20 protein-coding genes and 1 CRISPR repeat array (1 of these 21 running past the window's edge) are annotated in these 25,751 nt (G+C 54.7%); of the genes, 7 read left to right on the top strand and 13 right to left on the bottom strand.

What is annotated here, in order from left to right; genetic code table 11:
* Positions 1-291: a CRISPR direct-repeat array (repeat unit 36 nt; unit sequence AGTGTTTCTATTGGCGGTTATACATCAAACCACAAC) (it extends 600 nt beyond the left edge of the window).
* A gap of 92 nt (positions 292-383) precedes the next feature.
* From cas2 to H8527_RS06880, 13 genes are all read right to left on the bottom strand, one after another.
* Entirely contained in the window at positions 384-722 is a 339-nt protein-coding gene (gene cas2 / locus H8527_RS06940; RefSeq protein WP_187546800.1) for a CRISPR-associated endonuclease Cas2, read from the bottom strand.
* A 45-nt stretch (positions 723-767) separates the two neighbouring features.
* Complete coding sequence (gene cas1, locus H8527_RS06935; RefSeq protein WP_187546799.1) at positions 768-1,655, bottom strand: type II CRISPR-associated endonuclease Cas1; 888 nt, start codon at positions 1,653-1,655, stop codon at positions 768-770.
* Positions 1,652-5,326 carry a type II CRISPR RNA-guided endonuclease Cas9 gene (cas9, locus tag H8527_RS06930; RefSeq protein WP_187546798.1) on the bottom strand — a complete coding sequence of 1,225 codons (3,675 nt, stop codon included), beginning with the start codon at positions 5,324-5,326 and terminating at the stop codon, positions 1,652-1,654. The genes cas1 and cas9 overlap by 4 nt, the downstream gene beginning before the upstream one ends.
* A gap of 330 nt (positions 5,327-5,656) precedes the next feature.
* On the bottom strand, positions 5,657-6,331 hold the full coding sequence (locus H8527_RS06925) for a hypothetical protein (protein ID WP_187546797.1): 675 nt from the start codon (positions 6,329-6,331) through the stop codon (positions 5,657-5,659).
* Positions 6,312-6,800 carry a hypothetical protein gene (locus tag H8527_RS06920; RefSeq protein ID WP_187546795.1) on the bottom strand — a complete coding sequence of 163 codons (489 nt, stop codon included), beginning with the start codon at positions 6,798-6,800 and terminating at the stop codon, positions 6,312-6,314. The genes H8527_RS06925 and H8527_RS06920 overlap by 20 nt, the downstream gene beginning before the upstream one ends.
* 27 nt (positions 6,801-6,827) lie before the next feature.
* The gene (pyrE, locus tag H8527_RS06915; RefSeq protein WP_187546870.1) at positions 6,828-7,460 is read right to left on the bottom strand and encodes an orotate phosphoribosyltransferase; all 633 of its coding nucleotides are present in this window, start codon (positions 7,458-7,460) and stop codon (positions 6,828-6,830) included.
* A gap of 141 nt (positions 7,461-7,601) precedes the next feature.
* Complete coding sequence (pyk, locus tag H8527_RS06910) at positions 7,602-9,041, bottom strand: pyruvate kinase (RefSeq protein WP_187546868.1); 1,440 nt, start codon at positions 9,039-9,041, stop codon at positions 7,602-7,604.
* Between the two features lie 96 nt (positions 9,042-9,137).
* Complete coding sequence (gene lpxB, locus H8527_RS06905) at positions 9,138-10,322, bottom strand: lipid-A-disaccharide synthase (RefSeq protein ID WP_187546793.1); 1,185 nt, start codon at positions 10,320-10,322, stop codon at positions 9,138-9,140.
* Positions 10,323-10,394: 72 nt separating this feature from the next.
* Positions 10,395-11,189: a 5'/3'-nucleotidase SurE gene (surE, locus tag H8527_RS06900; RefSeq protein ID WP_187546792.1), complete on the bottom strand. Its 795-nt coding sequence runs from the start codon at positions 11,187-11,189 to the stop codon at positions 10,395-10,397.
* A gap of 118 nt (positions 11,190-11,307) precedes the next feature.
* Entirely contained in the window at positions 11,308-12,300 is a 993-nt protein-coding gene (locus H8527_RS06895; RefSeq protein ID WP_255498545.1) for an iron ABC transporter permease, read from the bottom strand.
* Between the two features lie 380 nt (positions 12,301-12,680).
* Positions 12,681-14,123 carry an ATP-binding protein gene (locus H8527_RS06890; RefSeq protein WP_187546790.1) on the bottom strand — a complete coding sequence of 481 codons (1,443 nt, stop codon included), beginning with the start codon at positions 14,121-14,123 and terminating at the stop codon, positions 12,681-12,683.
* 100 nt (positions 14,124-14,223) lie between these two features.
* A complete protein-coding gene (locus H8527_RS06885; protein ID WP_187546788.1) occupies positions 14,224-15,348 on the bottom strand; it encodes an ABC transporter substrate-binding protein in 1,125 nt (374 codons plus the stop codon).
* A gap of 17 nt (positions 15,349-15,365) precedes the next feature.
* Complete coding sequence (locus H8527_RS06880; protein ID WP_187546786.1) at positions 15,366-16,406, bottom strand: asparaginase; 1,041 nt, start codon at positions 16,404-16,406, stop codon at positions 15,366-15,368.
* Between the two features lie 430 nt (positions 16,407-16,836).
* On the opposite strand from H8527_RS06880, the gene H8527_RS06875 reads away from it, so the two are divergent.
* The 7 genes from H8527_RS06875 to H8527_RS06845 all read left to right on the top strand — a co-directional run bounded on the left by H8527_RS06875 (position 16,837) and on the right by H8527_RS06845 (position 25,577).
* The gene (locus tag H8527_RS06875; protein WP_187546785.1) at positions 16,837-17,667 is read left to right on the top strand and encodes a hypothetical protein; all 831 of its coding nucleotides are present in this window, start codon (positions 16,837-16,839) and stop codon (positions 17,665-17,667) included.
* A 100-nt stretch (positions 17,668-17,767) separates the two neighbouring features.
* Positions 17,768-18,508, top strand: a complete 741-nt coding sequence (locus H8527_RS06870) for a hypothetical protein (protein ID WP_187546783.1) — start codon at positions 17,768-17,770, stop codon at positions 18,506-18,508.
* Between the two features lie 235 nt (positions 18,509-18,743).
* Complete coding sequence (rimP, locus tag H8527_RS06865) at positions 18,744-19,211, top strand: ribosome assembly cofactor RimP (protein ID WP_187546781.1); 468 nt, start codon at positions 18,744-18,746, stop codon at positions 19,209-19,211.
* An 84-nt stretch (positions 19,212-19,295) separates the two neighbouring features.
* Positions 19,296-20,564: a transcription termination factor NusA gene (gene nusA, locus H8527_RS06860; RefSeq protein ID WP_187546779.1), complete on the top strand. Its 1,269-nt coding sequence runs from the start codon at positions 19,296-19,298 to the stop codon at positions 20,562-20,564.
* A gap of 122 nt (positions 20,565-20,686) precedes the next feature.
* Entirely contained in the window at positions 20,687-23,446 is a 2,760-nt protein-coding gene (infB, locus tag H8527_RS06855; RefSeq protein ID WP_187546778.1) for a translation initiation factor IF-2, read from the top strand.
* 332 nt (positions 23,447-23,778) lie between these two features.
* Entirely contained in the window at positions 23,779-24,594 is an 816-nt protein-coding gene (locus H8527_RS06850; RefSeq protein ID WP_187546776.1) for a phosphorylcholine transferase LicD, read from the top strand.
* Positions 24,595-24,608: 14 nt separating this feature from the next.
* Positions 24,609-25,577 carry a glycosyltransferase gene (locus tag H8527_RS06845; protein WP_187546774.1) on the top strand — a complete coding sequence of 323 codons (969 nt, stop codon included), beginning with the start codon at positions 24,609-24,611 and terminating at the stop codon, positions 25,575-25,577.
* Positions 25,578-25,751 lie beyond the last annotated feature (174 nt).

Genomic DNA, 25,751 nt, shown 5'->3' with positions numbered 1-25,751 from the left:
ATTGGCGGTTATACATCAAACCACAACTATAATCCACGTCATACTCGGTTACGACTGAGTGTTTCTATTGGCGGTTATACATCAAACCACAACCTTCATCTCGGGGAGACGATCCGGGAAGTGAGTGTTTCTATTGGCGGTTATACATCAAACCACAACCGTAAGTTGTTTGCTAAATTTGCAGCGCGAAGTGTTTCTATTGGCGGTTATACATCAAACCACAACCGTCTTGCCAATGGAGTCGTAGACGCTTCAAGTGTTTCTATTGGCGGTTATACATCAAACCACAACGTAGGAAATGCAAAGGTTTAAAAGACAATGAAATAACAAGTGCAGAGTTCTCTAAGAAGTGGAAATGTAAGTATCTTATCTTGGCAAAATTACTAAAAAAATTCCAGTTGTATGGGTTGAGGCGTTTTCTTTTTCTCGATAGCTCCCCAAATGTTGACGATATTGCCATATTGTCGGTCGGTAATCGTAAGGATACTCACCTTCCCATGATCTGGGACAGACAGGCGTACACGCTCGAGATGAACCTCTGCGCTTTCAAGCGAGGCACAGAAACGCATGTAGACACTAAACTGAAACATCACAAACCCATCTTGCTCTAAATTCTTACGGAAAAGCGCAGCATCTTTGCGCTCTTTCTTTGTCATGGTGGGTAAATCGAACATTGCTATCAGCCACATGATATGATAAGCATTTAATCTAACCTCAGACATAATGGGGAGAAATTAAGAGGAATGGTGAAGCCGAGAGAAGAAGTCTTACCCCATTTCCACAAAAGAGGGAAGAAGGAGGAGAGGAGACTTTTCTGCGTATGAATTAGCCAATGAAGCGGTGGTACGCGTGAGGGCTATCATCAAAGGGGAACGTTCTTCCTTGATGATGGTATCGGAGAAGAGCACTCGCACCAATCGCTGTTTGACAGAAGTCGTTAATTCCATTTCATCCTCTTTTACCAAAGAGAAAACAATGTGGTCAACAAAAGGGCGAAAAGGCTCCATAACATCATCGGCCAAAGGATAGGCATTGCTGCGATGGTGATGAAAAATACCCAAAGCCGGGAGCAGACCAGAGCTGATTAAAGCACGAATTGTAGCGGCACGCAGGATGGCGTAACCATAGTTGAGCAAGGCATTGACACCCTTTGCCTCGCGCTCTCGGCGAAAATCGCTTCCCATTAGTAGGGGCCAGTAGATGCGGGCTGCCTGCCCTTCTTTATTATCTGCGTCGCCACTTTTTACATGACGGGAGAGGTGAATGAGCGAAAGTGGAGATTGCCCAACTGTAGTGAGTACGGCAGCCTGATTGGCAATCTTTTGCGAAATGATTTGCTGCCACAGCTGTTTGTTGAGCACCCGTCCTGCATCGATTTGCTGTTGGAGTTGTTCGCCCTGCAAACTATGGCTGTTCATACTTTGGCAGTAGATGTTGGGAACATGCCCCTCATCGCAAATGACGACCGCCACATCGGCATCGGCAAGTGCATTGAGCAAGGGAAGGGTAATGGAGATTTGCTGATGCTCCAATAGTAATAGACCTACATCTTCTATGGGCACTTTGCGCTCTTCCTCCTCTTCGCGAGTAATGACGATTTGGCTCAAATGCAGTTTAAGCCGGCACGGATGGGTGAAAACCAGCACACGTTTCATCGGGGGCTGATTTTTCCATCGTTGGAAATGAGAAAATCTCGTCCTTCGATGAGCGCACGGAATTGAGTATGAGCTTGTATATATGTGCTTCTCCAAGATTCGGATGAAAAAGAACCTTTTTGAAACTGCAACTCTCCAGAGGGTTTAGCCTCTTGGTGATGTTTTAACGTAATAAAACCTCGTTTTGCTGCTACTTCATACGCTATTCCAACCACTTCAAACAATCGTTGAGCCAGCAGCTTCTTGTTACTGAAGTCCAAATGTTCTTCTCCTTCATTGAGCAATAGTACCATTTGTCCTTTGGTAAGGGTGTATTTCAAATTCAGTCCCTCGTAGGTTGCAGGAAACAATGTGGAACGAGTTGCTCCTTTTTTGAAAAGTTTGGTGGCTTCGAGGTAGGATAGGATTTGCGATGAGCGTTTGATGCGGGAACCTACCTTGCCTTCATAAATGGCAAGCATATAGTTACCATCGGGAGCAACATGGAAAGTACGTTTATAATCATGGCGAGACTCATCGCGGTGGGTACGAATATGCGCTAAATTAGAGTATTTAGATGGTGCATAGCAGCGCACTTTTTGAATGCGTATCCCTTTTTCCTCGTTCATAAAGATACCTTGTTCAATGGCTTTGGCAAGGCTTCCCCATTTTTGAATGGCGGTTTCCACCTTTTCGCGCACAGCATCATCGATGATGTTTTTAATATCGGTTTCTTTCATACCCGACAATGGACGACGCTGCACATAGCGCACTATATCTCCTTGTTGAATGGCACCATAATACGTGTCGTTGTGCAGGCTCGCCCGCGCAGAGTCGCTGATGGAGAGGTGAAGTTTGCCATCACTCCCCTTGACCCTTCTCCGCGCTGCTTTGTTCAGATTGTCGGCGGTATGGTGCACCACAAGGAGATCTTGAGCGATGGCTTTAACATCTTCAGTGAAGGTAGCCCATGGTTTGCGGAAATGCGGTTTGCCGGAACGTCCCCAACGCATCGCCTCTTCTGCGCGATAAAACTCAGCCATATCTCGTGCTTCTGCAGCACCGATACAGGCAATCGTGATGGCATCGATGCAATGGTGCACGTGATTGTCGCGCGACTTCTTTTCATAATCTTCCTGCAGTTCCCACAAACGGCGGAACTCTGCTGTAAGCGGGCTTTTAATCACACGTACATTGGGCACTTTCTTTCCATTGCGGTCAAGATGTTCGGATTTGAAAAGTGATTTCAAGAACAGACCGGCATATTTGCTGATCAACCCAATCCCTATACCTTGACGCAGACTGAAGCCTTCGGGCACTTCCGTCATCTCAAAGCGACGCAACTTACCCTCCCAGTAGTCGAGTTCCATCTTGAGTTTGTGGCGTTTCTGGATGGTGTCATCTTTTGCCTTCTTCGTCATGCCTTGGAAAGTGCGCGCTTTGTCGAGCGCCTTCCGCAGTTTCTCCACTTTCTCACGCCAGGGTTCCAGGCGCTCTTTGATGTCTTCGTAGTTTGCCAGTTCTGTGGGCAGTTTGGCCTGTTTCACTTCGCGATTGAAGCGACGATTGCAAAGCGTAAGGTTTTCTTTGGTACTATCTCCACCCACACTGCGGGGAATGGTGTGCTCAATATCGTAAAGGGGATTGGCGCAGAGGAAGTCGCTGGGCGCAATTTGATCTCCTGTATACAAACAATAACGTCCTTGTTCTTCCCACAACTGATATTTCAAAATGTCCATTTCCGTGGGCGTACCTCCTTTGAGCACGGCACTCACCTCTTTCACTGCCTTGGCACGAAGTTTTTCTTGATCTTTTTGCCAATCTCTGATGGCCGCGCGCTTGTTGGAATCGTTCAGTTCACGCGCATACTCTATGTGCACCTCCGTCTGGGGCGTGATGAGCCCCTCACGCAGCAGGAAGTTTATGAGTTTGCGCACTTCGTGAAGCGAACGCATCGCCATGGGGTTGCGGATGGACGAAGTGCGTGGCGACCCCAGTTGCAGAATGCCTTGCGCATTGCGCTTGGCGTCGGGATATACTTCCAGTTGCGAGGGGTGGTAGAGTCGATCGGTCGCCCCCGGCTCATCGGTCCAATTGTCTTTGAGATAATCCTTGATGGCTTGTGAGACGCCATCGTTTCCGCGGATGCTTTCATCGGAGAAAATACAACGGATATCGTGCAAAATCTCATCTTGGTGTGCTGTCCAAGTCTGACTCCCCACGATGGTAGATACATTGGCCAAGAACGCGGCGTGAGAATAGAGATAGCCTTCTCGCAAGAAAGGCAGCATCTTCTGAATGGCGCTAAGACTCAAACTTGCAAAACCGGAAATCAAACGAATTTCAGAAAACTGCTCAGCCTCTTTATCCGACAATTGTAGGTAGCGCTTTGCCCAACGCACCACATGTTTGTCTTCTTCTACGGAGTAAAGGATGTTCCACACATCGGTCACCATCTCGTCCAAAGTTTTGGGTGTGTTGTCGCGATGGGTGTTTTGGGTGTAACATTCGGCAATACCGGCGCGATAGTCTTCACCAAATAGTTGGCGAAGTGCAATGGTGGTACGAGAAGGGGCAAACCCTTGCTTCATACGATAGTTGAAGCGGTAGGCACGTTCGCCGGGGTCCGAAATATGCTGATACTGTCCCCTGCCGGCAATCGCTTTGGCAATGTCTTCAAAGTCGATGGTCGATTTTGATGCGTGCGATTTCAAGGTGAAACGACTGATGGCCAGTGCTCGCTCCTCCGGATTGAGTGGGCGCATAGGGAGTTTTTTCTGCTCGCCAAGCGGGTCGGTGGCAGCATCGATGTCCACCACTTTGATGTTGTTGACAAACTGGAGCATCCGAAACTCCTCATAGGCCGGATGCGACAGGGCGCACCGTGACTTGTTGGGTTCGAAGGGGCACTTCCCCACTGTTTGTCGTTGCGAACGCAAAGGACGTTGGAAATAAAGGGCGCGCTCCAAGGCTTTACACAGAGATTGGGGGAGCTGCTGCTTTCTGCAGATGGCTTGAAACTCTTTATAATAATGCTCCTCGCGATGGGTGTAACGCGCACGTAGGCGCACGGTGTTGCCCTTTGTAGCATAAAGGTGGTAGAAATAATCACCCAAATACTCCATACCCGCTTTTTGCATTTCGGCCGAAAGATCTTTGATGCCCTCCTTGACTGCCCCCGACTCTTTTTCGGGCGTACTGTCCAAACGGTTGCTCAAAAAGCCTCTTCGTTGGGAGAGATGATAGAGCGCACGACCCAACACGAAGCGGTCGGCCGTGTCTTCAAGATTGAGTTGTTCGTGTAGGCACCGATGGCGGCAGGCATAGGGATTCCGTCCTTCATGCTCGTTCGTACTTTGCCACGCCATGAAGTCTTTTGTCAAGGGATAGATCTTCTTTGTTCTCCAGCGGTGCAGGTCCTCCTCACTCAATGCCGGACAAAGCTCGTGGGCAATCAGCACTTTCAGGGTTTCGATTTTGCGCAGTCGGCGACGAAAATAGCCGGTTCTAAGAGCATGATGCCCGGTGCGTTCGGCCGCCTTAGAAGATTCCTTGCCCTTGTTCACGCCTTCTTCGAAAATAACGACGCCTTTATCAATCAAAGCGTAGTCGCCTTGTTCATTGGCGTTGCGATCTACGACAGCCCATCCAAGGCTGTTGGTGCCGGTATCGATGCCTAAAACTCGTTGCATAGAAAAATATGGAAATTAGATGATGAGGAGATTGTAAATGGTAAGTAGGTTGTATCGTCAAAAGAGAACCAGAGAACACAAAAAAGCACATTCTCACAGCACAAAAGTACACTTATTTTTCTATCCCCACAATTTTTTGTTTAAAAAGTTTTGAAGAATCACTTTTTCTGCTTATTTTTGCTCGCGATTATACATCTTATCACAATAAGGCTATATGCCGAAGGTTTTTCAACCTAAAAGACCGCGCCCAGCTTTTTAGCTTCGGGTACGGTCTTATTTTTTGCAGAACGAGGAGAACAGAGGAAGATTGCAGAGTTTTTAGGCGAAGGGTCAATTTTGGATGACCATCACGCCTTGGGCGGGATTGTAGGCCAAGCGGTAGCGATAAAGGGGCGCATTGTCTTGGTTGTCCTTGGGGGCATTTTCCTGCGTGCCTGTGGCCAGATTGTAGCGGCGGGCACAACGCGGGCAGTCAGCCCGATCGGGGGTAGTAGCGCTGAGGGTGAGGGCACGGGCGATGCTCAAAGTCCGATAGCAGGAGGGGCAAACGAGGTCATAAGCCCGGGCTTCATGCAGACCGGTGGCTTCGGGCAGCGAGGGCGTACCCACGATAAAACCGGCAATGCTGCGTGGGCGGCCGTAGACATCGAGCGCGGTGGCCGGGGTGGTGATGGACGTGTGGCCGGGCGCGGCGATGGTGTATTGTAGGTGGGTGTAGGTGATGGAGCACCACTGGCCGGGACTGTTGAGCGCCGACAGCAACGGAGGCGCTGTGGGCACGGGAGCATAGCGCAGAAAGGCGGGGTGCGGAGCATAGACCGACACCACATCGTTCGTGCAGGCACTCATCAGCCCCAGCAGGAGCGCACAGAGAAAGGAGAAAAACGCTTTGAACATCGGGACGAAAAGAAAAAGTACGGAGCGCACCTCTAAGGGATAGGGGTGCGCTCCGTCGTTGTCGAGAAAGAAGAAGGTACGGAAAGGGCTACCCCACGGCCAAGACATTGCTCAGGAAAGAAGCAATGCCGTCGGGCGCTTGTTTGAGGTGCTTTTCCACCATTTTACGAATGAAGAAATTGAGTTCAGCCCCCACCGTCACTTTCAGTGCCGTCTGTGCTTCGCCCTTGGGGAGCAACTGCACCCAAAGCGTGGCGCTGACGGGAGCATTTTGCGTGGTAAGTTTCACGAGTTTGGGGGCATCGCGCTCCACAATGGCCAGCGTGATGGGACCCAGTTTGGAATCGGCCGAAAGGGTGTCTTCGGTAAACTCCATTTTCTCGATTTGCTCACGTGCCTGCTCAATCTGTTCCGGCTTGATCTTGCCTTCGGGCAGTTGGGCGAGGATTTGCTCCAACGCTGCGGGATTGGAAAGGGCGAGTTTGATGCGCTCAAAACTGCGGAGGTCGGCCATGCGGGCATAAGCCTGATCCTGCGGCGCATTGATGGTGTAAATTTGCGATTCGTACTTAGTCATGTCAGAAGGATGTGTTGTAAATAAAGCCTATTTGCCCCACGCACCGGGATTAGCGCGCCATTCCGCCAAGAGGGGCTTATGGGCTTCGTTGATGTAGCCTGAGGCAAGGGCGGTTTCGACCACAGCTTCGTAGTGGGTGAGCGTGGTGAGTTCAACGCCCGCAGCGGCAAAGGCTTCGGCAGCGATAGGGAAACCGTAGGTGAAAGCGGCCACCATGCCCAATACTTCAAATCCGGCGGCACGGAGCGCCTCAACGGCTTTCAACGAACTGCCGCCGGTGGAAATGAGATCTTCGACCACCACCACTTTGGCGCCTTCGGGCAGCGTGCCTTCGATGAGATTGCCCATACCGTGGTCCTTGGCCTTGGAACGAACGTAGCACATGGGAAGATTAAGGGCATCGGCCACGAGAGCCCCTTGTGCAATGGCACCTGTGGCCACACCGGCAATGGCTGTGGCTTGCGGATAGCGCTCACGAACGAGGGCGGCCAATTGGTCTTTCACAAAGGTGCGAACGTGAGGATAGGCGAGGGTCTTTCGATTGTCGCAATAGAAAGGACTGAGCCATCCGCTGGCCCAAGTGAAGGGCTGTTCGGGTTGGAGTTTGATGCACTGAACGTCGAGAAGGAGTTCGGCAAATTGATGGGCGATGGTAGACATAAACAGGAAAAATTGGAGGGTGGGGAGATAGGAAAACGAGAGCAGATGAGGGAGGGGGCAGATGGGGCATAGGCGGCAGGTCAAAGCGAGCATCTATCTCCTGCGCCTACGCTGCTTCCCCATCCCGCATCTACCGAGATTTTAGATTTGACACGTGGCTTCGTAGTCGGGCAGCAGGTCGCGCACTTCGTCCAGTTCCATAAAGCTCGTGCTCTGCTCCTTGCGGTGCGAACCGAGGTAGCAGATGCGGTCTTCGAGCGTGAGGAGTTTGTGGTCGAGGAGGTGTTGCAGGGCGGCTTGGAGAAACTCGTGGCCTGTACTTTTGTTGGGCATATATATGGCGCTCACGCCGTAGCTGAGGGCGAGGTGACGCGTGGTTTCCTCTTTGTAGCAAATGGCCAAGACGGTGTTTTGTCCGCGATAGGACGAAACGATGCGGGCAGTGCGACCGGTGAGGCTGTCCATGATGATGGCGCGCAGGTTCATCATCTGCGTAGCCTGAACGGCCTCTTTGGCGAAAAATTCGGTGATTGAGGGGCGCGCAGGCAGGGGAATGTCGATTTTACCGCCGTCGGCGTGGATGTCCTTCTCAGCCTGGAAAGCAATGTTGGCCATCACCTCCACGGCCTGCACGGGGTAGTCGCCATAGGCCGTTTCGCCCGAGAGCATGAGGGCATCGGTGTGGGAATAAACGGCATTGGCGATGTCGGTCACTTCGGTGCGCGTGGGACGCGGGTTCTTGATCATGCTCTGGAGCATCTGTGTGGCCACGATGACCGGCTTATGGGCGCGGATGCACTTCTCGATGATGTGGCGCTGAATACCGGGAATGAACTTATAGTCCACCTCGATGCCCAAGTCACCACGGGCCACCATGATACCGTCGGCAGCCTCGATGATTTCATCAATGTTGTCCACGCCCTCTTGGTTCTCAATTTTGGCGATGATGCGGATGGCACTGTTGCCGGCATTGAGGATGGCGCGCACATCGTTCACGTCTTCCTTCGACCGCACGAAACTATGGGCTACGAAGTCGATGCCGTTGTTGATGGCAAAGCCCAGATTGGCGCGGTCTTTCTTGGTGAGAGAAGGGAGGTTGATGCGCACTCCCGGCACGTTCACGCTCTTGCGCGAACCCAGTGTACCGTCATTTTCAACGGTGCAGATGAGTTCGTTTTCCTCTTTGCCGTAAACGATGAAACCCAATTCGCCATCGTCGATGAGCACATGAGCACCCACCTTGAGGTCCTTCACGAAGTCCACGTAGTTCACCGCGATACATTCGGCCGTGGTGAGTTGCTGAGGATTACCCACGATGCGCACGGTCTGTCCCTTCTGGAACTCGATGGGTGCTTCGCAGGCCGTGGTGCGCACTTCGGGGCCTTTGGTGTCGATGAGGATACCGATGTTGGGGCTGACGGCGCGCACGTTTTCAATGACACGACGCATACCTTCGGTGGCTTGGTGGGCGGTGTTGAGACGCACCACGTTCATACCGGCATCATAGAGTTTTTGGAGCAATTCGACGTCGCAACGCATATCCGAAATGGTGGCGACAATTTTGGTCTTTTTGTACATTATCTTGTGTTTGTTTTTTTTGACGAAAGATAGGAATATCGTAGGAAGGCACAGCGGTCTTCCGGCAGAAGAAAGTATCGCAGGCAGTGGCGCTGCGCACTATTGGGGGCGTTCGTGGAGACGCTCCACGATGAGTTGTGCTGCGTGGTGGGGCGCACCGAGGGCACCGAGGCGTTCACGCAGTTGGGCGTAGTGGAGTTGTTGGTTGCGCCACTCCACCGAAGCGTTGTCGAGCAGGGGCGCGAGATGCCGTGCGATGACGGCAGGAGCAGTGTCGGCAGCAATGAGTTCGGGCACCACCTCACACCCCGCAATGAGATTGACGAGCGAGATGAAGGGACAGCGCAGAAAATACGGCCGCAACCGATTGATGAGCCGCCCACCGCGCAGATGATAGCACACCACCTGAGGCGTACCGAAGAGGGCGGTTTCGAGGGTGGCCGTTCCACTGGTCACCAGCGCCGCATCGGCATGAAACAGCGCAGGATAGGCAGCGGGGTGAGCGGGGAGGGGAGTCTCCGTTTGCAAGAGCAGGCGCAAATTGTCCTGTTGATAAGGGGTGTAAAACTCCGGTGTCAGTCCGGGAGCGGCCACCAAGAGCAGTTGTTGCAGCCCCTGAGGGTCGGCCAAGCCCACGGCACGCAGCATCCGCGGGAGGTTGGCACGGATTTCACTTTGGCGCGAACCGGGCATCAGCACCAGCAGTGGACGGTGCTCGTCGAGTCCCAAACGGCGGCAGAAGTCCTCACGTGGTTCGGCATAGGCTTCGCGAAACGCCTCCACCTCATCGAGCGTGGGATTGCCCACATAGTGGATGGGATAGTGGTGTTTGCCCTCAAAAAACTCCTTTTCAAAGGGGAGAATGGAAAGGAGCATTTGGATGTCGCGACGGATGTTGCGGATGCGCCCTTCCTTCCACGCCCAAATTTTGGGGGCGATATAATAGATGGTGGGGATGGGCAGATGGCGGCGTACCCACGCGGCGATGCGGAGATTGAAACCGGGATAGTCCACAAAAATCACCGCGTGCGGACGACTCTCGCGGATGGCGGCCTTGCACTCGCGCAGTCCTTCCAGCAAGGTGGGCAAATGGAGCGCTACCTGCACAAATCCCATAAAAGCGAGGGTGGAATAATGGCGCAGCAGGCGCATACCGGCCGCTTCCATCAAATCGCCGCCGAAACCGACAAATTCGGCCTTCGCATCGGCTTGGCGGAGGGCGGCAATGAGGTGGGCGGCATGGAGGTCGCCCGAGGCTTCACCGGCAATGAGAAAATAGCGCATGGTCGAGAAAGGGGAAGTAGAGAGGGTTTGTGAAAACAAAAATCAATCGGTGTCAGAGCGCACGATGCCCCACTACCCTTCTGCGCCGTCCAGTTTCCAGTCTTTCAACAGGCCGTAGTGGGTCACGTCGAGCGTTTGCGGAGTGACGGCCACATAGCCGTGTGCCAACGCCCAGCGGTCGGTGTCGGTGGCTTCGGGCTCGAGTTCGAGGGGTTCGCCCGTAAGCCAATAATGTGGTTTTTGCGAATTGGGACGAAGGGATTCCGCCACTTCCTTGACCCACCGCGAGCGTGCCATACGGCAGACGCGCACACCGCGATATTCGGGTGTGTTGGGAAAATTGACGTTGAGCGTCGAGAAAGTCGGCAGCCCTTCGCGCAGCACCTTGGCCACGATTTCGGCGATGTAGGGCGCACAAGGCGAGAAGTCGGCGTGGGCGTGCTCGTTGCAGAGCGAAAATCCCACCGCCGGCACTCCTTGCAACGCAGCTTCGGAAGCCGCACCCATCGTGCCGGAATAGAAATTATTGACCGAGGAGTTGTCGCCGTGGTTGATGCCCGAAGCCACCAAGGCCGGCGTGCGGCCGAGGCGCGGCAAGAGGATGTTGAAGGCCATTTTGACGCAATCGACCGGTGTGCCCGAGCAGGCATAAACCTCTACACTACCGAGCGTGTCGGTGGCTTCACTGCGGCTCACCAAACGGTTGTAGAGCGGCAGCAGAGAGGTGATGGCACCCGAATTGCCCGAACGTGGGCCGTCGGGAGCGACCACCAAGAGATCGGCCAAGGGGCGGAGGCTTTCAATCAGGGCGTTAATGCCTTGGGCTTGATAGCCGTCGTCGTTGGAAAGGAGAATAAGCGGACGCATAAGCGAAGAATATTTTGGGATAAGTTTTGAAAGGAAAAGGCGGAAAGCGTTCTTTCGACGAAAGACGTAATCGGTCTTCTCCATCGGAGATGCATTCGGCTGTCCAGCGGTCTGTGCTTCATTTTTTGAGCAACAGGACGATGACCAGCGGTGCACCGATGAGGGGGGTGATGGCGTTGATGGGGAGAATGCTGTCTGTCCCCGGCCATCGACTGATGAGCAGGCAGAGCAAGGCCAGTGCTGCTCCGGTCAGGAAAGCCGCAGGCAGCAGGGTGCGGTGCAAGGCCGTGCGAAAGAGCAGGCGTGCCAGATGGGGGGCGGCCAAACCTAAAAATGCGATCGGGCCGCAGGTGGCGGTGACGAGGGCCGAGAGCCATCCCACGGCCAGCAGCAGAAGCCACCGCGTGCGCCCCACATCCACTCCCATCGAGCGGGCATAGTCGCTGCCCAGCAAGAGGGCATCAAGGGGCTTGATGGCCACAATCAGACCAATCCAGGCAGGCAGTAGCGCTACAGCCACAAGGGGAAGACGATCCGCTCCCAGGGTGGAGAAGTCGCCCATGCCCCAGAGCATATAGGAGCGAACGCCCTCGGCCGTGGCGAAAAAGTTGAGCAGCGACACGGCCGACGAGGCGATGAAGGAGAGCATCACGCCCACGATGAGCAGTCCTCCCGCTCCCGACAGGCGCCGCGCCACCCCGACGAGGAGGAAGAGCACGGCCAGCGCACCGGCCAGCGCAAAAACCAAGGTGAGCACAAAGCCCGACAGCACCCAACCTCCGGCACTCACCACCCCACCCCAAAGCAACAGGGCTACGGCAGCACCGAGGCTCGCCCCAGCGTTGACGCCCAGGAGCGAGGGATCGGCCAGCGGATTGCGGAAGAGGGTTTGCAGCACCGCGCCTCCCACGGCCAGCGAAGCCCCGGCCAGCAAGGCCGTGAGCAACTGGGGCAACCGATGTTGGAGCACGATGAAGCTCGCGGTGCTCTCCGTCGCGGGATGCGTGAGCACCTGCCACACCTCTGCCACACTCACCCGGACACTGCCCATGAGCAGATTGGCCAAAGCCAACAGGAGCACTAAGGCCACAAGAAAAAGGAAGCGCATCATGATGGGGCAGGGCATTGAAGAGGAAACACGATAACAACGGCCGGACAAGGCGGCCGTAGGAGGGGGTGAATTTACCTCAGAGGTAGTTTTTTCTATCTCTGAGCTAAAATTTTCTACCTCTGAGGTAGTTTTTTCTGCGACCTATGTTTTTTTCAAAGGCTGGTAAGTTATCTCTTTTTATGGGTAGGGAAGGATGGTGAAAATGGGTACTTTTTGTCCTTGGAGCAAAGATACAAAATTTGAACGACAAGCAAAGCCTTATAGTGGTCTTTTGGGGTTTATTCTCGCCATGCCATTTCTTGCAGGGAGTTTCTGCGAAGATAGAAAGGAGCTGTTTTACAGCCTCTTACAAACCTATTGGAGTTTCTGCGAAAATAAAACTAAGCATAGAAAGGCACGTAGGAAACAAACTTCCTTGAGTCGGAATCAGGATTGGACGATTTGATTAATCCCTTGGCCACGGTATCCGCGATGATATGAGATGCGATTGTACTCTGATTTTTGTTCAATCCGAAACGCTCTCGGACAGACTGATTGTTCATCGTCGCATTATCGGTATAAGTCAGACAGCAGTGCTGGTAGCAAGCCTCCACCCGCTCTTCCTTGGTCATTTCTGCAAGAGGTTTCAATGGATAGAGAGTCACGCGGGTAAAATTGCTACCACTTTCTGCCTTATAAGCAGGAAGGAGCATTTTCTCCATGGCTTCTACTGCACGATCGACACCACTGCCGCGGCGTTCGCACAATCCGAGTTGCAGCATGAGCTGTGCCATCTTTTCATTGCGTGAATGAGGCGGCAGGTCGATGAGGCGGTTTACGTCATTCAAAGAGTAGCCCGGATTAGTGATGGTCAGTCTGTTACCATAGATTTCTATTGTAATCGGCATACCTTTGACATCAAAATCCTGATGGACGAGGGCATTTGCTATAAATTCTCGGATGGCGACACGAGGGTACGTTGGCACTAATTCTCTGACGGCGCCATCTATCTTCTCGGAACCTGTATTCTTCATGACAAAAGAAATCAGCCCTTCGAGTCCTACGGCATACCCCATAACACCTTTTTGCTCCCAGAGCAGTTGCCGGTTGTTATTCCCGACATATCGCCGCACGATGACCGCTCGTGCTTGCATATTGTCGAATTCGGCCAATGAGTGAGCAAAGAGAACAGCCCCCAGGTGAGTAATCATATATCCCACAATCTCTTTGCTGCAAATTCCCAACTCCTCCATGAAACTCAAAACAGCCTCCGAAGTAGACGGTACTTGACGACCGAGAAGTTCAAACGCCTTATGATAGTCCAATAAGCGCAGAACTTCATCTGGCGTAAGGCCGCTTTTTGCACTTCTTTCCTCATAAGTTACTCCTTCTGATTCCGCCACCAATCGGCGTACGAACTGGCGAGCCGCCTTCACGGTATGACCGGCAGAGCGGATGTAGCAATTGTAAATATCTCCTCCACGCAGATGCACCGGCTTTTCACGAGCTTCCGGAATGTGGACAAACAAAAGTGGATGACCCTCATACTCCAACACGGCATGTTCAATCTGGATGGGCATAGACATCCGATTTTGAGCGATATTGTCCAGCCTTGTCACCGTCTTCTCTATTTCCGCTTGCATCAGTTCGGCAAAAGTGGCATCGTTGTGGATGCCAAACACGAGTGTACCCCCTCCGGACAGATTGGAGAAGGCCGAAATATGTTGAGCCAGCCGTTCTTTATCGTTAGAAAGGCCGCCTTTCCAATCCATCTCATTGAGTTCTTGGGGAATCGGTTTCAGAGTTCTCTCAAGGAGCGCTAAGGCTTTTTCCTGCCAATTCATAAATCGGTTCTTTATCGTTTTAGATGGGGTTACTCGGAGAGTGAAGCTTTCGCTCCTTATGCCTCATTGTGCCACCCACAGCGGATGCGACCATGAGGTGTCAACGTTCTCGCAGCGGTGTGAAGAAAGGTTCGGCAACGGGGGAGGGCACGAGCGTGGGATGGAGCAGGCGCACCCATTCGGCAAGCAAGCGCGAGGGGGCAAAGGGCAACTCCTCATAGTAAGGCCGGTGGAGCGTGTTGCAACCCATCACGTGCCCCTTTCGAAAGGCACGAAATTGCCGATAGGCGGCGTTGTCGGCAGCCAGTGCGGTAAGGGTGAGGTCGGACGGTGCACCATATTTAATGACCCAAAGGTCGGCATCTCGTCCTTCGGCGAGGGCGGTTTCGACATCGAGCGCCACACTTCCCGCTCCACGATGGGCGGCAAAAACATAGCGGGCACCGGCATCGCGATAGAGGGTGGCCAAATAACTGTCGCCGCCCGGCACGTACCACGTTGCCCCTTCTTTGCGGTCGATGAGGAGCGTGGGAGCGGTCTCGCGGGCGGCAGCCACCTTGCGGCACAAACTTTCGTACTGTTCGGTTTCGGCGGCCATCAGGCTGTCTGCGCGTTCGGCACATCCCCAAAGGCGACCATAGAAACGCATCCATTCGGCGCGGCCGAGGGGCGTCGTCTCCATATAGTCGGCACACTCGATGAGGGGAATGCCAATACGGTCAAGCGCACCATGACCGGCATTCTCAAAGGGCGAAACAAAAATCGCATCGGCGCTGTCGACCACAAGGCGCTCCACATCTGGCTGCATGGAACTGCCATAGTCGGTGAGCCGGAGGGATTTGACTCGCTCACTCACCACAAAACGCGCATCGCAGATGCCCTGCACCCGGCGCGCTGTGCCGAGGTGTTCGGCCAAAGCGGCATGGACGCTGCTCTGCATCACGGTGCGGCGAAGGGGCGTGCGCAGCAGGATGCCTTTCGGCAAAACGCGAGGCAGGGGGCGATCGCGCGGCACGAGGACATATTGTTGCAGCACAGCGGTCGTGTCCCATGGGTTGCGCACGGTGGCCACCACCATCGAGTCAGTCTCGAAGAGCGTGAGCCGACGGGCGTGCTTCATCAGGTTACTGCCCTCATGAGGCACCGTGGGAGCACAGCCCACGAGCACCGAAAGGAGCAGTACGAGTCCGAAAGTGGAGCGCAAAAGAGCGGAAAGAATGGGCATTGGGGAGAAAAGGGAGATTAGCGGGTGGCGAGGGTCACTTCGCCCACGATGGACGTGTTCATGAGTTGCTGGATGTGCTTCGGCGAGCAGTTGTGGCCGAGTAGGAACATGAGTTTCGTCACCACGCCTTCGAGGGTCATGTCGTGGCCGTCAAGCACTCCGGCTTCGATGAGTTGGAGGGAGGTTTCGTAGCGCCCCATCTCCACCGCGCCGTGGGCGCATTGGGTGGTGTTGACGATAATGACGCCGAGGTCGTTGAGGGCTTTGAGGCGCTCAAACAGCCAAGGGCGCTGAGGAGCGTTGCCGGCACCATAGGTCTTCAGGATCAGCCCACGCAAGCCCGGGATGTTGATGACGGCATCGACCACCGTCTGCGGGATGCCCGGGAAGAGGGTGAGGATGGCGATGTTGGTGTCGAGCATGTAATGGGGCTTGAAGGGGAGCGCCGGGTCGCGCCGGAGGATATGGTTTTCATCGAAGCGGATGTGGATGCCCACATCGGCCAGAGCCGGGAAGTTGTGCGAACGGAAGGCGTTGAACCCTTCGGTGTTGATTTTACTGGTGCGGTTGCCGCGCATGAGCTGATTTTCAAAGAAGATGCACACTTCCGGCACCACAGGTGTGCCATCGGCATGGCGCGCAGCGGCAATCTCGATACTGGTGAGGAGATTTTCTTTGCCGTCGGTGCGGAGCTGTCCGATGGGGAGCTGGCTGCCGGTGACGATGACAGGCTTGGCGAGGTTTTCGAGCATAAAACTGAGTGCCGAGGCCGTGAAAGCCATCGTGTCGGTGCCGTGGAGGAGCACAAAACCATCGTAGGCATCGTAGTGCTCGGCAATGAGTTCGACCATCCGCGCCCAAAACTTCGGTTCCATGTCGGAAGAGTCGATGGGCGGACCGAAAGTGATGGTGTCTATCCGGTAGTGGAAGCGCTGAAGTTCGGGCACAAAATTGCTGATGTGCTCCCAGTCGAAAGCCTCGAGAGCACCGGTCTTGGGGTTCTCCATCATGCCGATGGTTCCGCCGGTGTAGATGATGAGAATTTTGGGCGCTGACATAATTCTGTATTTTACTGCAAAGATACACAAAAAGGAGCGAACAATCGCAAGGAAAGCCAAATAACACGAAATCAGAGACACTTTCTTCGACATATAGCTCGGTCGCAAGGTGGGAAAGGGGCAAACAAAGCGTCTGCGGCAGGAGATGCCGCAGCCTCCGGATACACGACTGATAAACAAAGGCGAGATGGCGAAAAAGAGAGAAATCTCGTGTGAGCCCGACTTTTTGAAGACCTCCCTTGTCGCCCTCGCCCAAAACCCGTATCTTTGCACATGGGCAGACGAAAGCCGCTGCCATTTGTACCCTATACTTCAGATACACATTTTATATATAAGTAAATCTTCAAAATTAAACGTAACTATCTTCTGCGTAGGGGGTTCTCTACTTTGACACCTACTTAGCAGCACTTTCCCTACTACCTACAACGCCATGAAGCAAAACACATTTTTTCTCCTCCTCGCCTTCCTCCTCGCTGCCGCTTGGAATCTCCACGCTTCCGCCCAAGAAGTCGACATCGCCGGCAAGACTTACGACGTAAGCGGACAACTCGAAGGGCCGGGCATCACGGGCAGTATCGTCTACGATGCCGAAAACAAAATCCTCACCCTCGACAACGCCCACATCACCCACCACGAAACCGCCCTCTTCAACAAGGTCGAAGACCTGCGGCTGGTCGTCAAGGGCGATTGCTCCATCCGCGTGTACAATACAGCGACCTCTGCCGGTATCTGCACCAATTTCCCTATGCTCATCACGGGAGGCGGACGACTCACCATCGATGCGCCGGGCGTCGGATTGCTCCTCAACACTTGCGCCACCTTTACTGTGAGCATTGAGGATTGTACACTCGATGTGCGCGGAGGCACTTACGGCATCAAAGGTTGCTATACCAGCACGTTTTCCATCCGCAATGCGACTGTACATGCCGTGGGCAACACCTATGACTATTCTTTTGCCCTCGGCCACTGGGGGCAGATTCTGTTGGCCGATTGCGCCTTTGCCGAGCCCTCGGGTGCTCATATCGGTCTCTACAAGCACGAAAACGTGGTCCTCGATGCCGCCGGCCGTGCCGCCCGCGAGATTCTCGTTCGTCCCACGCTTTCGGCCATTGCTCCGATAGGGGATTCTCCCACTCCCCCAACGGTTCTTGCGGTCTACTCCCCCGATGGTCGCCGTCTTTCCGCCCCGCGTCCCGGTTTGAATCTCCTCCGCATGAGCGACGGCACCACACGCAAAGTAATGTGGCCCACGCAGCAATAAAAGATTTTTTCAGGACATCAACATTTTTCTGCAATTCCCCTTGCCTTCCTCATTTCTTTTCAGTAAGTTTGCAGCACACGATTCATAAAAATGTCGGCCTATGAAAAAGTTATTGTATTCTTTGTTCGTGTTGCTCGCCTTTTGCGACTGCGACAACGACACGCCCTCTCCCGTGCCCGACAAGCCGAAAACCGAACAAACGGCATCGGAAAAGCAGGACATGCAACCAAACCCGAACAGCCCCGTGGTGCTGCTCGGCAATCGAGAAAGACTGACGCTGAAAGAAATCATTGCCGAACGTCGCGTCCCCGTTTCCAAAGAGGATTTCGAGAAGTATGCCCTCGGATATGGTTGGCGGCGTAAGGTAAATAGCCAACAACATGACTATGGCAATGTTTGTGTTACCGCTGATGGTCGAGTTGTTTATCGTGGTAGAAATCCTCGTATCGGAGCCCCGAATGATTACAGCTTTTACCTAAAAAAGGAGATGATGCGCGCGTTTACCTCCGGGATGCTTGCCGACGGCCGTCTTGTTTATTATTATTCCGACTATGCTGTTTCTTCCTACGATGCTTCCCGCAATGCACTGCTTTTGGATAATGGAAGTTTGGTAAAAAAAGAACTTTGGAAAGTCATTATCCTGCGCCTGACCGCGAACACTATGGAGACGCTGTCTCCTAGAGGCAGTGTAATTCATGATCAAAAGACCGGACAATCCCTTCTGGTCTATGAATGGCAAACGCTTGAACGCATGCCGGAAGAAGCGCTTCAAGAGAACTTGAAGGAATTCAGTGTAGATGGTGGCTTTTATATGGAGGGAGGTACGTCTTGGGGCGAATAAGGAGATTTGACATCGGCACTGCTCGTTCTCGGCTTTCTTTCGGGTGATAATTTTAAGAAATCGCGACAAAAACGTAGAAATGTTTTGTAGTTTCGCACATAATGCCTATCTTTGCAGTGTCAAGATATGAACGTGAGGGGCTGACCAAGCTCCTCACGTCTTTTCTTATCCATTGATTTCGGCAAGACTGTTGCGCAACGACGCGACCCTTGCTTCAAAAACATCAGCAAACTGAATGATCAGTAAAGAAGTTGTACAAACATTGGTCGACCAATGGCTGGCCGACAAAGACTATTTCCTCTGCGACCTGACCATCACGGCCGACGACCGCATCCTTGTGGAGATTGACCACGAGGAGGGCGTATGGATTGAAGACTGCGTAGCGCTCTCCCGCTTCATTGAAGAGGGGCTTGACCGCGACGAAGCCGACTTTGAGCTCGAAGTGGGTTCGGCCGGCATCGGACAGCCTTTCAAGGTGCGCCGACAATACGACATCCACGTGGGCGACCAGATAGAAGTGCTCACGGCCGCGGGTCGCAAGCTCACCGGTGTGCTTTCCGAAGTGGGCGACGACGCTTTTGTACTCACCACGACCGAGAAGGTGAAAGTCCCCGGCGAGAAGCGCCCCCGACAGGAAGAGGTGAAACACACGCTTCCTTTTGTCGACATCAAGTGGACGAAACTCTACATCGATTTTAAGTAAACCCTCCCTGATACAAGACGACCGCCACCCGCGGGGATGAAAACCTGTAAGGGCCGCGCGATTGTCTGCTCTCCCTCTGATAATATGGCAAAAAAACAAGAAGAAACGCGCTCATTGCTTGAGACGTTTACCGATTTCAACGAAACGCAAAACATCGACAGTACCACACTGCTCGGGGTGCTCGAAGAGAGTTTCCGCAGTGTCATCGCCAAACTCTTTGGCTCGGACGAAAACTTCATCGTAGTGGTCAATCCCGACAAGGGAGACATCGAAATCACGCGCGAACGCGAGATTGTGGCCGACGATGCCGTCGAAGACCCCAACCGACAAATCGGTCTGACCGAAGCGCGAAAGATTGAGCCGGACTTTGAGGAAGGCGAAGAGGTGTCGGAGCACATCGAATTTGAGAGCTTCGGCCGCCGCGCCATTCTCACCTTGCGCCAAACGTTGGCTTCGAAAATCCTCGAACTCAAACACGACTCCTTATATAATAAGTATAAGGACCGCGTGGGACAGCTTGTGGCGGCCGAAGTGTATCAGACATGGAAGAGCGAAACGCTCTTGGTCGATGCCGACAAGAACGACCTGCTCCTGCCCAAGAACCAGCAAATACCCCGCGACTTCTATCATAAAGGCGAACTCGTGCGTGCCGTCATCGATCGTGTGGACAACACGAACGGCAATCCAAAGATTTACCTCTCGCGTACCAGCACCGAATTTCTTCGCGCGCTCCTCGAGCAGGAAGTGCCCGAGTTTGAGCAAGGCATCATCACGCTCTATGACGTGGCGCGCATCCCCGGCGAACGCGCCAAGATTTCTGTCGGCACGAACGACCCGAACATCGACCCCGTCGGAGCGTGCGTCGGCGTGAAGGGCAACCGCATCCAAGGCATCGTGCGTGAGCTCAAGAATGAAAACATCGACGTGGTGCAGTATTCCTCCAACCCCACGCTCTACATCCAGCGTGCACTCAACCCGGCACGCGTGTCGAAGATTGTGCTCAACGAGGAAGAAAAGAAAGCCGAAGTGTTCCTCCAACCCGACCAGGTGAGCCTGGCCATCGGTAAGGCGGGACAAAACATCAAACTGGCCTCCATGCTCACGGGCTACACCATCGACGTGTTCCGCGAGATTGAAGGCGAACAAAACGTAGAAGACATTTATCTCGACGAGTTTGCCGACGAAATCGATCAGTGGGTCATCGATGCCATCAAGGGTATGGGTCTCCGCACTGCCCGAGAAGTGCTCGATGCTCCTCGCGACATGATTGTCGAAAAGGCCGACCTCGAAGAAGACACCGTCGACCACGTCCTCAGTGTGCTTCGTGCTGAATTTGAAGAGGGAGAAAGCTGATTTCACCGTTTTGCCGACGATTATACCATCGTCGGCAAAACGCGTTGTTGAAACTGCGCGCTCCGGCGCACCCTTATCCTCCCTTTTCTCCTCTTCATTCCCCCCAATCACAACCCAACAAAATGAGATTAAGCAAAGCTCTAAAAGAATTTAATGTAACGCTTCAACGCGCCGTGGCTGCTTTGAAAGAACAAGGCCATGAGATTGAAGAAAATCTCAACACCAAAATCTCTGACGAACAATACGCCATCCTCCAATCGCAGTTCAGCCAAGACAAGAAGCAGCGCGAAGAAGCAGCTGCCTTGTTCGGAGGTCGCCACGACCATGAAGAAAAGGAGACCACTTCTGCCCCGAAGCAGAAGAAGGCGGAGGCCGTCGTGCCCGAACCTGCCGCGCCTGCCGTGGAGGAAACGCCCGAACCGAAGGCCGAGGAGCCGGCACCGGTAGCGACACCCGCCCCCGAGCCACAGCCAGAGGTGGCGGAAGCTCCGACCGTAGCGCCCGAGCCTGCCCCCATCGTGGAAACTGCCGACCCACAGCCGGCCGAAACCGCAATGCCCGAAGCAGAAGACACGTCTGCCCCGGCCAAACCCACGGTGGAGCAACGCGCCGCAGCCATGGGCACGGAGAATAAAGAGGGTGTCTATCGCCTCAACAGCAGTCCGCAGCTCGAAGGCCCGAAGGTGCTCGGCACCATCGACTTGTCGAGCATCAATTCCAGTACGCGTCCGCCCAAGAAGTCGAGGGAAGAATTACGACAGGAACGCAACGGCAAGCGCCACCAAGGCGACGACAAGAAGAAGCGCACCCGCATCGGCGGCACCGAGCGTGTCGATGTGAACGCCGAAGCCAAGAAGGGCAACGCCAGCAAGGGTGCTCAGGGCGGCAGGAACAACGCACAGAACGCGCAGAAGCAGGGCCAGAAGACCAAGGGCAAGAAGGGAAAGACTCCCGCTGTGGTCACACCGCCTTCGGACGAAGACGTAGCCAAGCAGGTGAAGGAGACCCTCGCCCGCCTTCAAGCCAAGGGCGCCAGCAAGGGCAAGGGCGCGAAGTACCGCAAGGAGAAGCGCGATGCCGCCCGCGAGCGTCAGGAAGAGGAACTCATGAAGCGCGATGCCGAAAGCAGCGTACTGAAACTCACCGAGTTTGTGACGGCCAACGAATTGGCCACGATGATGGACGTGCCTGTCACAAAAGTTATCGGAACGTGCATGAGCATCGGCATCATGGTGTCCATCAACCAGCGCCTCGACCAGGAGACCATCGAAATGGTGGCCGAAGAGTTTGGCTTCACCACCGAGTTTGTTTCAGCCGAAGTGCAGGAAGCCATCGTCGAAGAGGAGGACAACCCCGAAGACCTCGTGGAGCGCGCTCCTATCGTGACCGTCATGGGGCACGTCGACCACGGTAAGACTTCGCTGCTCGACCACATCCGCAACGCCAACGTCATTGCAGGCGAAGCCGGCGGCATCACTCAGCACATCGGAGCCTACAACGTGAAACTCAAGAACGGCCGCGAGATCACCTTCCTAGACACTCCCGGTCACGAAGCTTTCACCGCCATGCGTGCCCGTGGTGCCCAGGTCACCGACATTGCCATCATCATCATTGCGGCCGACGACAACGTGATGCCCCAAACCAAGGAGGCCATCAACCATGCCACAGCAGCCGGTGTGCCCATCATCTTTGCCATCAACAAGATTGACAAAGACGGCGCCAACCCCGATGCCATCAAGACCACGCTCGCCTCGATGAACTACCTCGTGGAAGAATGGGGCGGTAAGTACCAGAGCCAAGACATTGCGGCCAAGAAAGGCATCGGTGTCTACGAACTCCTTGAGAAGGTGCTGCTCGAAGCCGACATGCTCGAACTCAAAGCCAACCCCAACCGCCGCGCCGTCGGTACGGTCATCGAAAGTTCGCTCGACAAGGGCCGCGGTTACGTCTCCACGGTGCTCGTTTCCAACGGAACGCTCCGTCAGGGCGACATCATTGTGGCCGGCACAAACCACGGCCGCGTAAAAGCCCTCTTCAACGAGCGCGGCCAGCGTGTCGAAGAGGTGCGTCCCGCCCACGCCGCCACGGTGCTCGGTTTCAACGGCGCTCCCCAGGCCGGCGACCAGTTCAACGTCATGGAGTCGGAACAGGAAGCGCGCGACGTGGCCAACAAGCGTCTGCAACTCCAGCGCGAGCAAAACCTCCGCACCTCCAAGATGCTCACTCTCGACGAAATCGGCCGCCGCTTGAAACTCGGCGACTATCAGGAAATCAACCTCGTCATCAAGGGCGACGTGGACGGCTCTGTGCAGGCGCTCAGCGACTCGTTCATCAAACTTTCGACCGAGAACATCGCCATCAACGTCATCCACAAGGGCGTGGGACAGATTTCCGAAAACGACGTCACCCTCGCCGCCGCTTCCAAGGCCGTCATCATCGGTTTCCAGGTGCGCCCCTCGGCCGGTGCGCGCAAGCTCGCCGAAAGGGATGGCGTCGACATCCGCCAGTATTCCATCATCTACGATGCCATTGAGGAAGTTAAGGAAGCCATGGAAGGCATGCTCAAGCCCATCGTCAAGGAAGAAGTCACCGCCATGGTCGAAGTGCGCCAGGTGTTCCACATCTCCAAGGTGGGCTACATCGCCGGTGCCTATGTGGTCGATGGCAAGGTGTCTCGTCAGAACAAAGCCCGCCTCATCCGCGACGGTGTGGTGGTCTTCACTGGCGAAATTGCGGCCCTCAAGCGCTTCAAGGACGACGTCAAGGAAGTGACCACCAACTTCGAGTGCGGTATCTCCCTGCAAGGCTGCAACGACATCAAGGAAGGCGACGTCATCGAAACCTTCCAAGAGGTCGAAGTCAAGCAAAAACTCAACGCATAGTCTCTCTCGGCTCACCCGTCGAAAGCCTGTTCTGCCGCCTGCGCGCTCCTTTGCGCCGGCCGCTCGCACAAGCTTTCGGCGGGTGAAGTGTTTTCCAGCTTTCAGGGCAACGACTGTTGCCGTTTCGGCGGTGTGCTGCGACGTTCTCGAACGAGGCAGGCAAATTTTCAACGTGTTGAAAATTATTTTTCTACGTGTTGAAAGTTCCTTTTCAACACGTTGAAAACACTTTTTCCACCCATTGAAAGGATGATTACCTCAGACACGCACGCCGCGCCGAAGCCCCTAAGTGCCCCGCTGCCCCCGTAAATCTCTCCCCAAACCCTCTGCCTATGTCCACCCCCACTTTCGATGCCGAAGCCCTCAAAGTCCGCTTCAACCCCGATGGGTCGCCCCTGCGCCGCATGCAGGATCGCATGACCGAAATGCTGCGCGAAATCGACGCCATCTGCCGCCGACACAACATCCGCTATTGGCTCTGTTCGGGCACGTTGCTCGGCTGCATCCGCCACGGCGGCTACATCCCTTGGGACGACGATCTCGACATCGAAGTCCTGCGCGAGGACTACGACCGACTGATGGAAATCCTGCCGCGCGAACTCCCCGAACACCTCCGTCTGCAAAACCACGACACCGACCCCGGCTATTTCTTCTGCTTTGCCAAGGTGCGCGACACCCGAAGCCACCTGTCGGAGACGAACGACTACGACCGCATCTTCCGCTATCGCGGGATTTTCATCGACATCTTCCCCTACGAAAAGATGCCCCTCCCCCTGCTCTGGATTTCCAACCGCACTTTCGGTCGCATTTACAAGGTGATGCGCAATCCTGAATACAACACCCAACAGCTCATTCGCAAAACCGACGCCATCTATCGTTTCAACCACCGGTGGGTGTTTCCCGTGTTGCGCTTTTTGGCCAAACTCTGGCCCACACAGAAACTCAATTACAGCCCCGGCATCCCCTACGACAACACCATCTATGCGCACGAAACTTTCCCGCTGAAGCGCGCCGACTTCGATGGATTTTCTGCTCCCATCCCGGCCGACAGCGATGCCTATCTGCGGCGTAAATTTGGGAACTACATGCACCTGCCCGACCTCGACACCATCCACCAGCACAGCGCCGAGTTCACCATCGACGATTAAACCCGCCCGACACTATGGAACACTCCTTTTCGCCCGTAGCCCTCTTTGTCTACAACCGCCTCGATCACACCCGCCAAACGCTGCAAGCGCTGGCGGCCAATACCTTAGCGCCCGACACCGACCTCTACGTCTTCTCCGACGGCGGACGCGATGAGGCTTCGTGGCAGACCGTGCGCCGCCTACGCAGTTGGCTCCACGAGTTTGCCGATCGCGCCAAAGCCCAGGGCTGGTTCAAGAGCGTGACCCTCGTGGAGCGTCCCGAAAATTTCTACCTCGAGCGCAACATCATCGAAGGCATCGCACAGGTGTTTGCCCACCACGACACCCTCATCGTCTTGGAGGACGACATCTGCACCGCCCCCCACTTCTTGGCCTATATGAACCAAGCTTTCGCCCTCTATCGCGACCGGCCGGAAGTGATGCACGTCACCGGTTTCACTCATCTCGACCTCCTCGGCGAGCACCCCGAACTGGTGGATGCCGAGAACGAGGCCTACTTCACCCACCACGTCGGCGGCTGGGGCTGGGGCACGTGGCGCGACCGCTGGCAGGGGCACTTCATCCACTATACCTCACGCGCTGAAGCCCTCCGCGGACTCACCCCCTCCGACCTCGATGCGCTGGAATACGGCGGCGCATTTCCAGCCCTCAACACCCTCGACCGCCGGCCTATCCCTTGGGATGTGTGCTGGGAAATCGCGGTCTATCGGGCCGGTGGACTGGCTTTGGCGCCTGCCCACACCTTGGTGCGCAACCTCGGCCTGAACGACGGAACCCACTTCTCTCGCGCCTATTCCTGCTTGCAGCGTTTCAGTTACGACCGCCCTGTGTTGCAGCGTCCTCTCGCCCTTTCACCACGCGAACCGAAAACCGATGCGCGCATCGAAAGCCTTTTCGCCGAAGCCATCCGCGATTGGGGCATCCGCTACACCTCTCTGGGACGCATCGTGCGCCGCATATATCATTGGTGGAAGGGAAAGTGAAGGGAACACACCTACTGAAAACGAAAGGGGCGACACGTTCATTCGACGTGCCGCCCCTTTTGGGGAGATGGGGAGATGATGGGAACGTGGGAGCTTACCTATGCAGAAACATCCGGGGATGTCGCCTTCGGCTTTCCGTAGGTTCGTCAGGCGATGGCCCTCATCGCCTACAGT

The sequence above is a fragment of the Alloprevotella sp. Lung230 genome, assembly GCF_014385435.1.
Lineage (GTDB): Bacteria > Bacteroidota > Bacteroidia > Bacteroidales > Bacteroidaceae > Alloprevotella.
The sequence above is the reverse complement of the archived record's forward strand: the minus strand, read 5'-3'. Positions and strand labels throughout refer to the sequence as shown.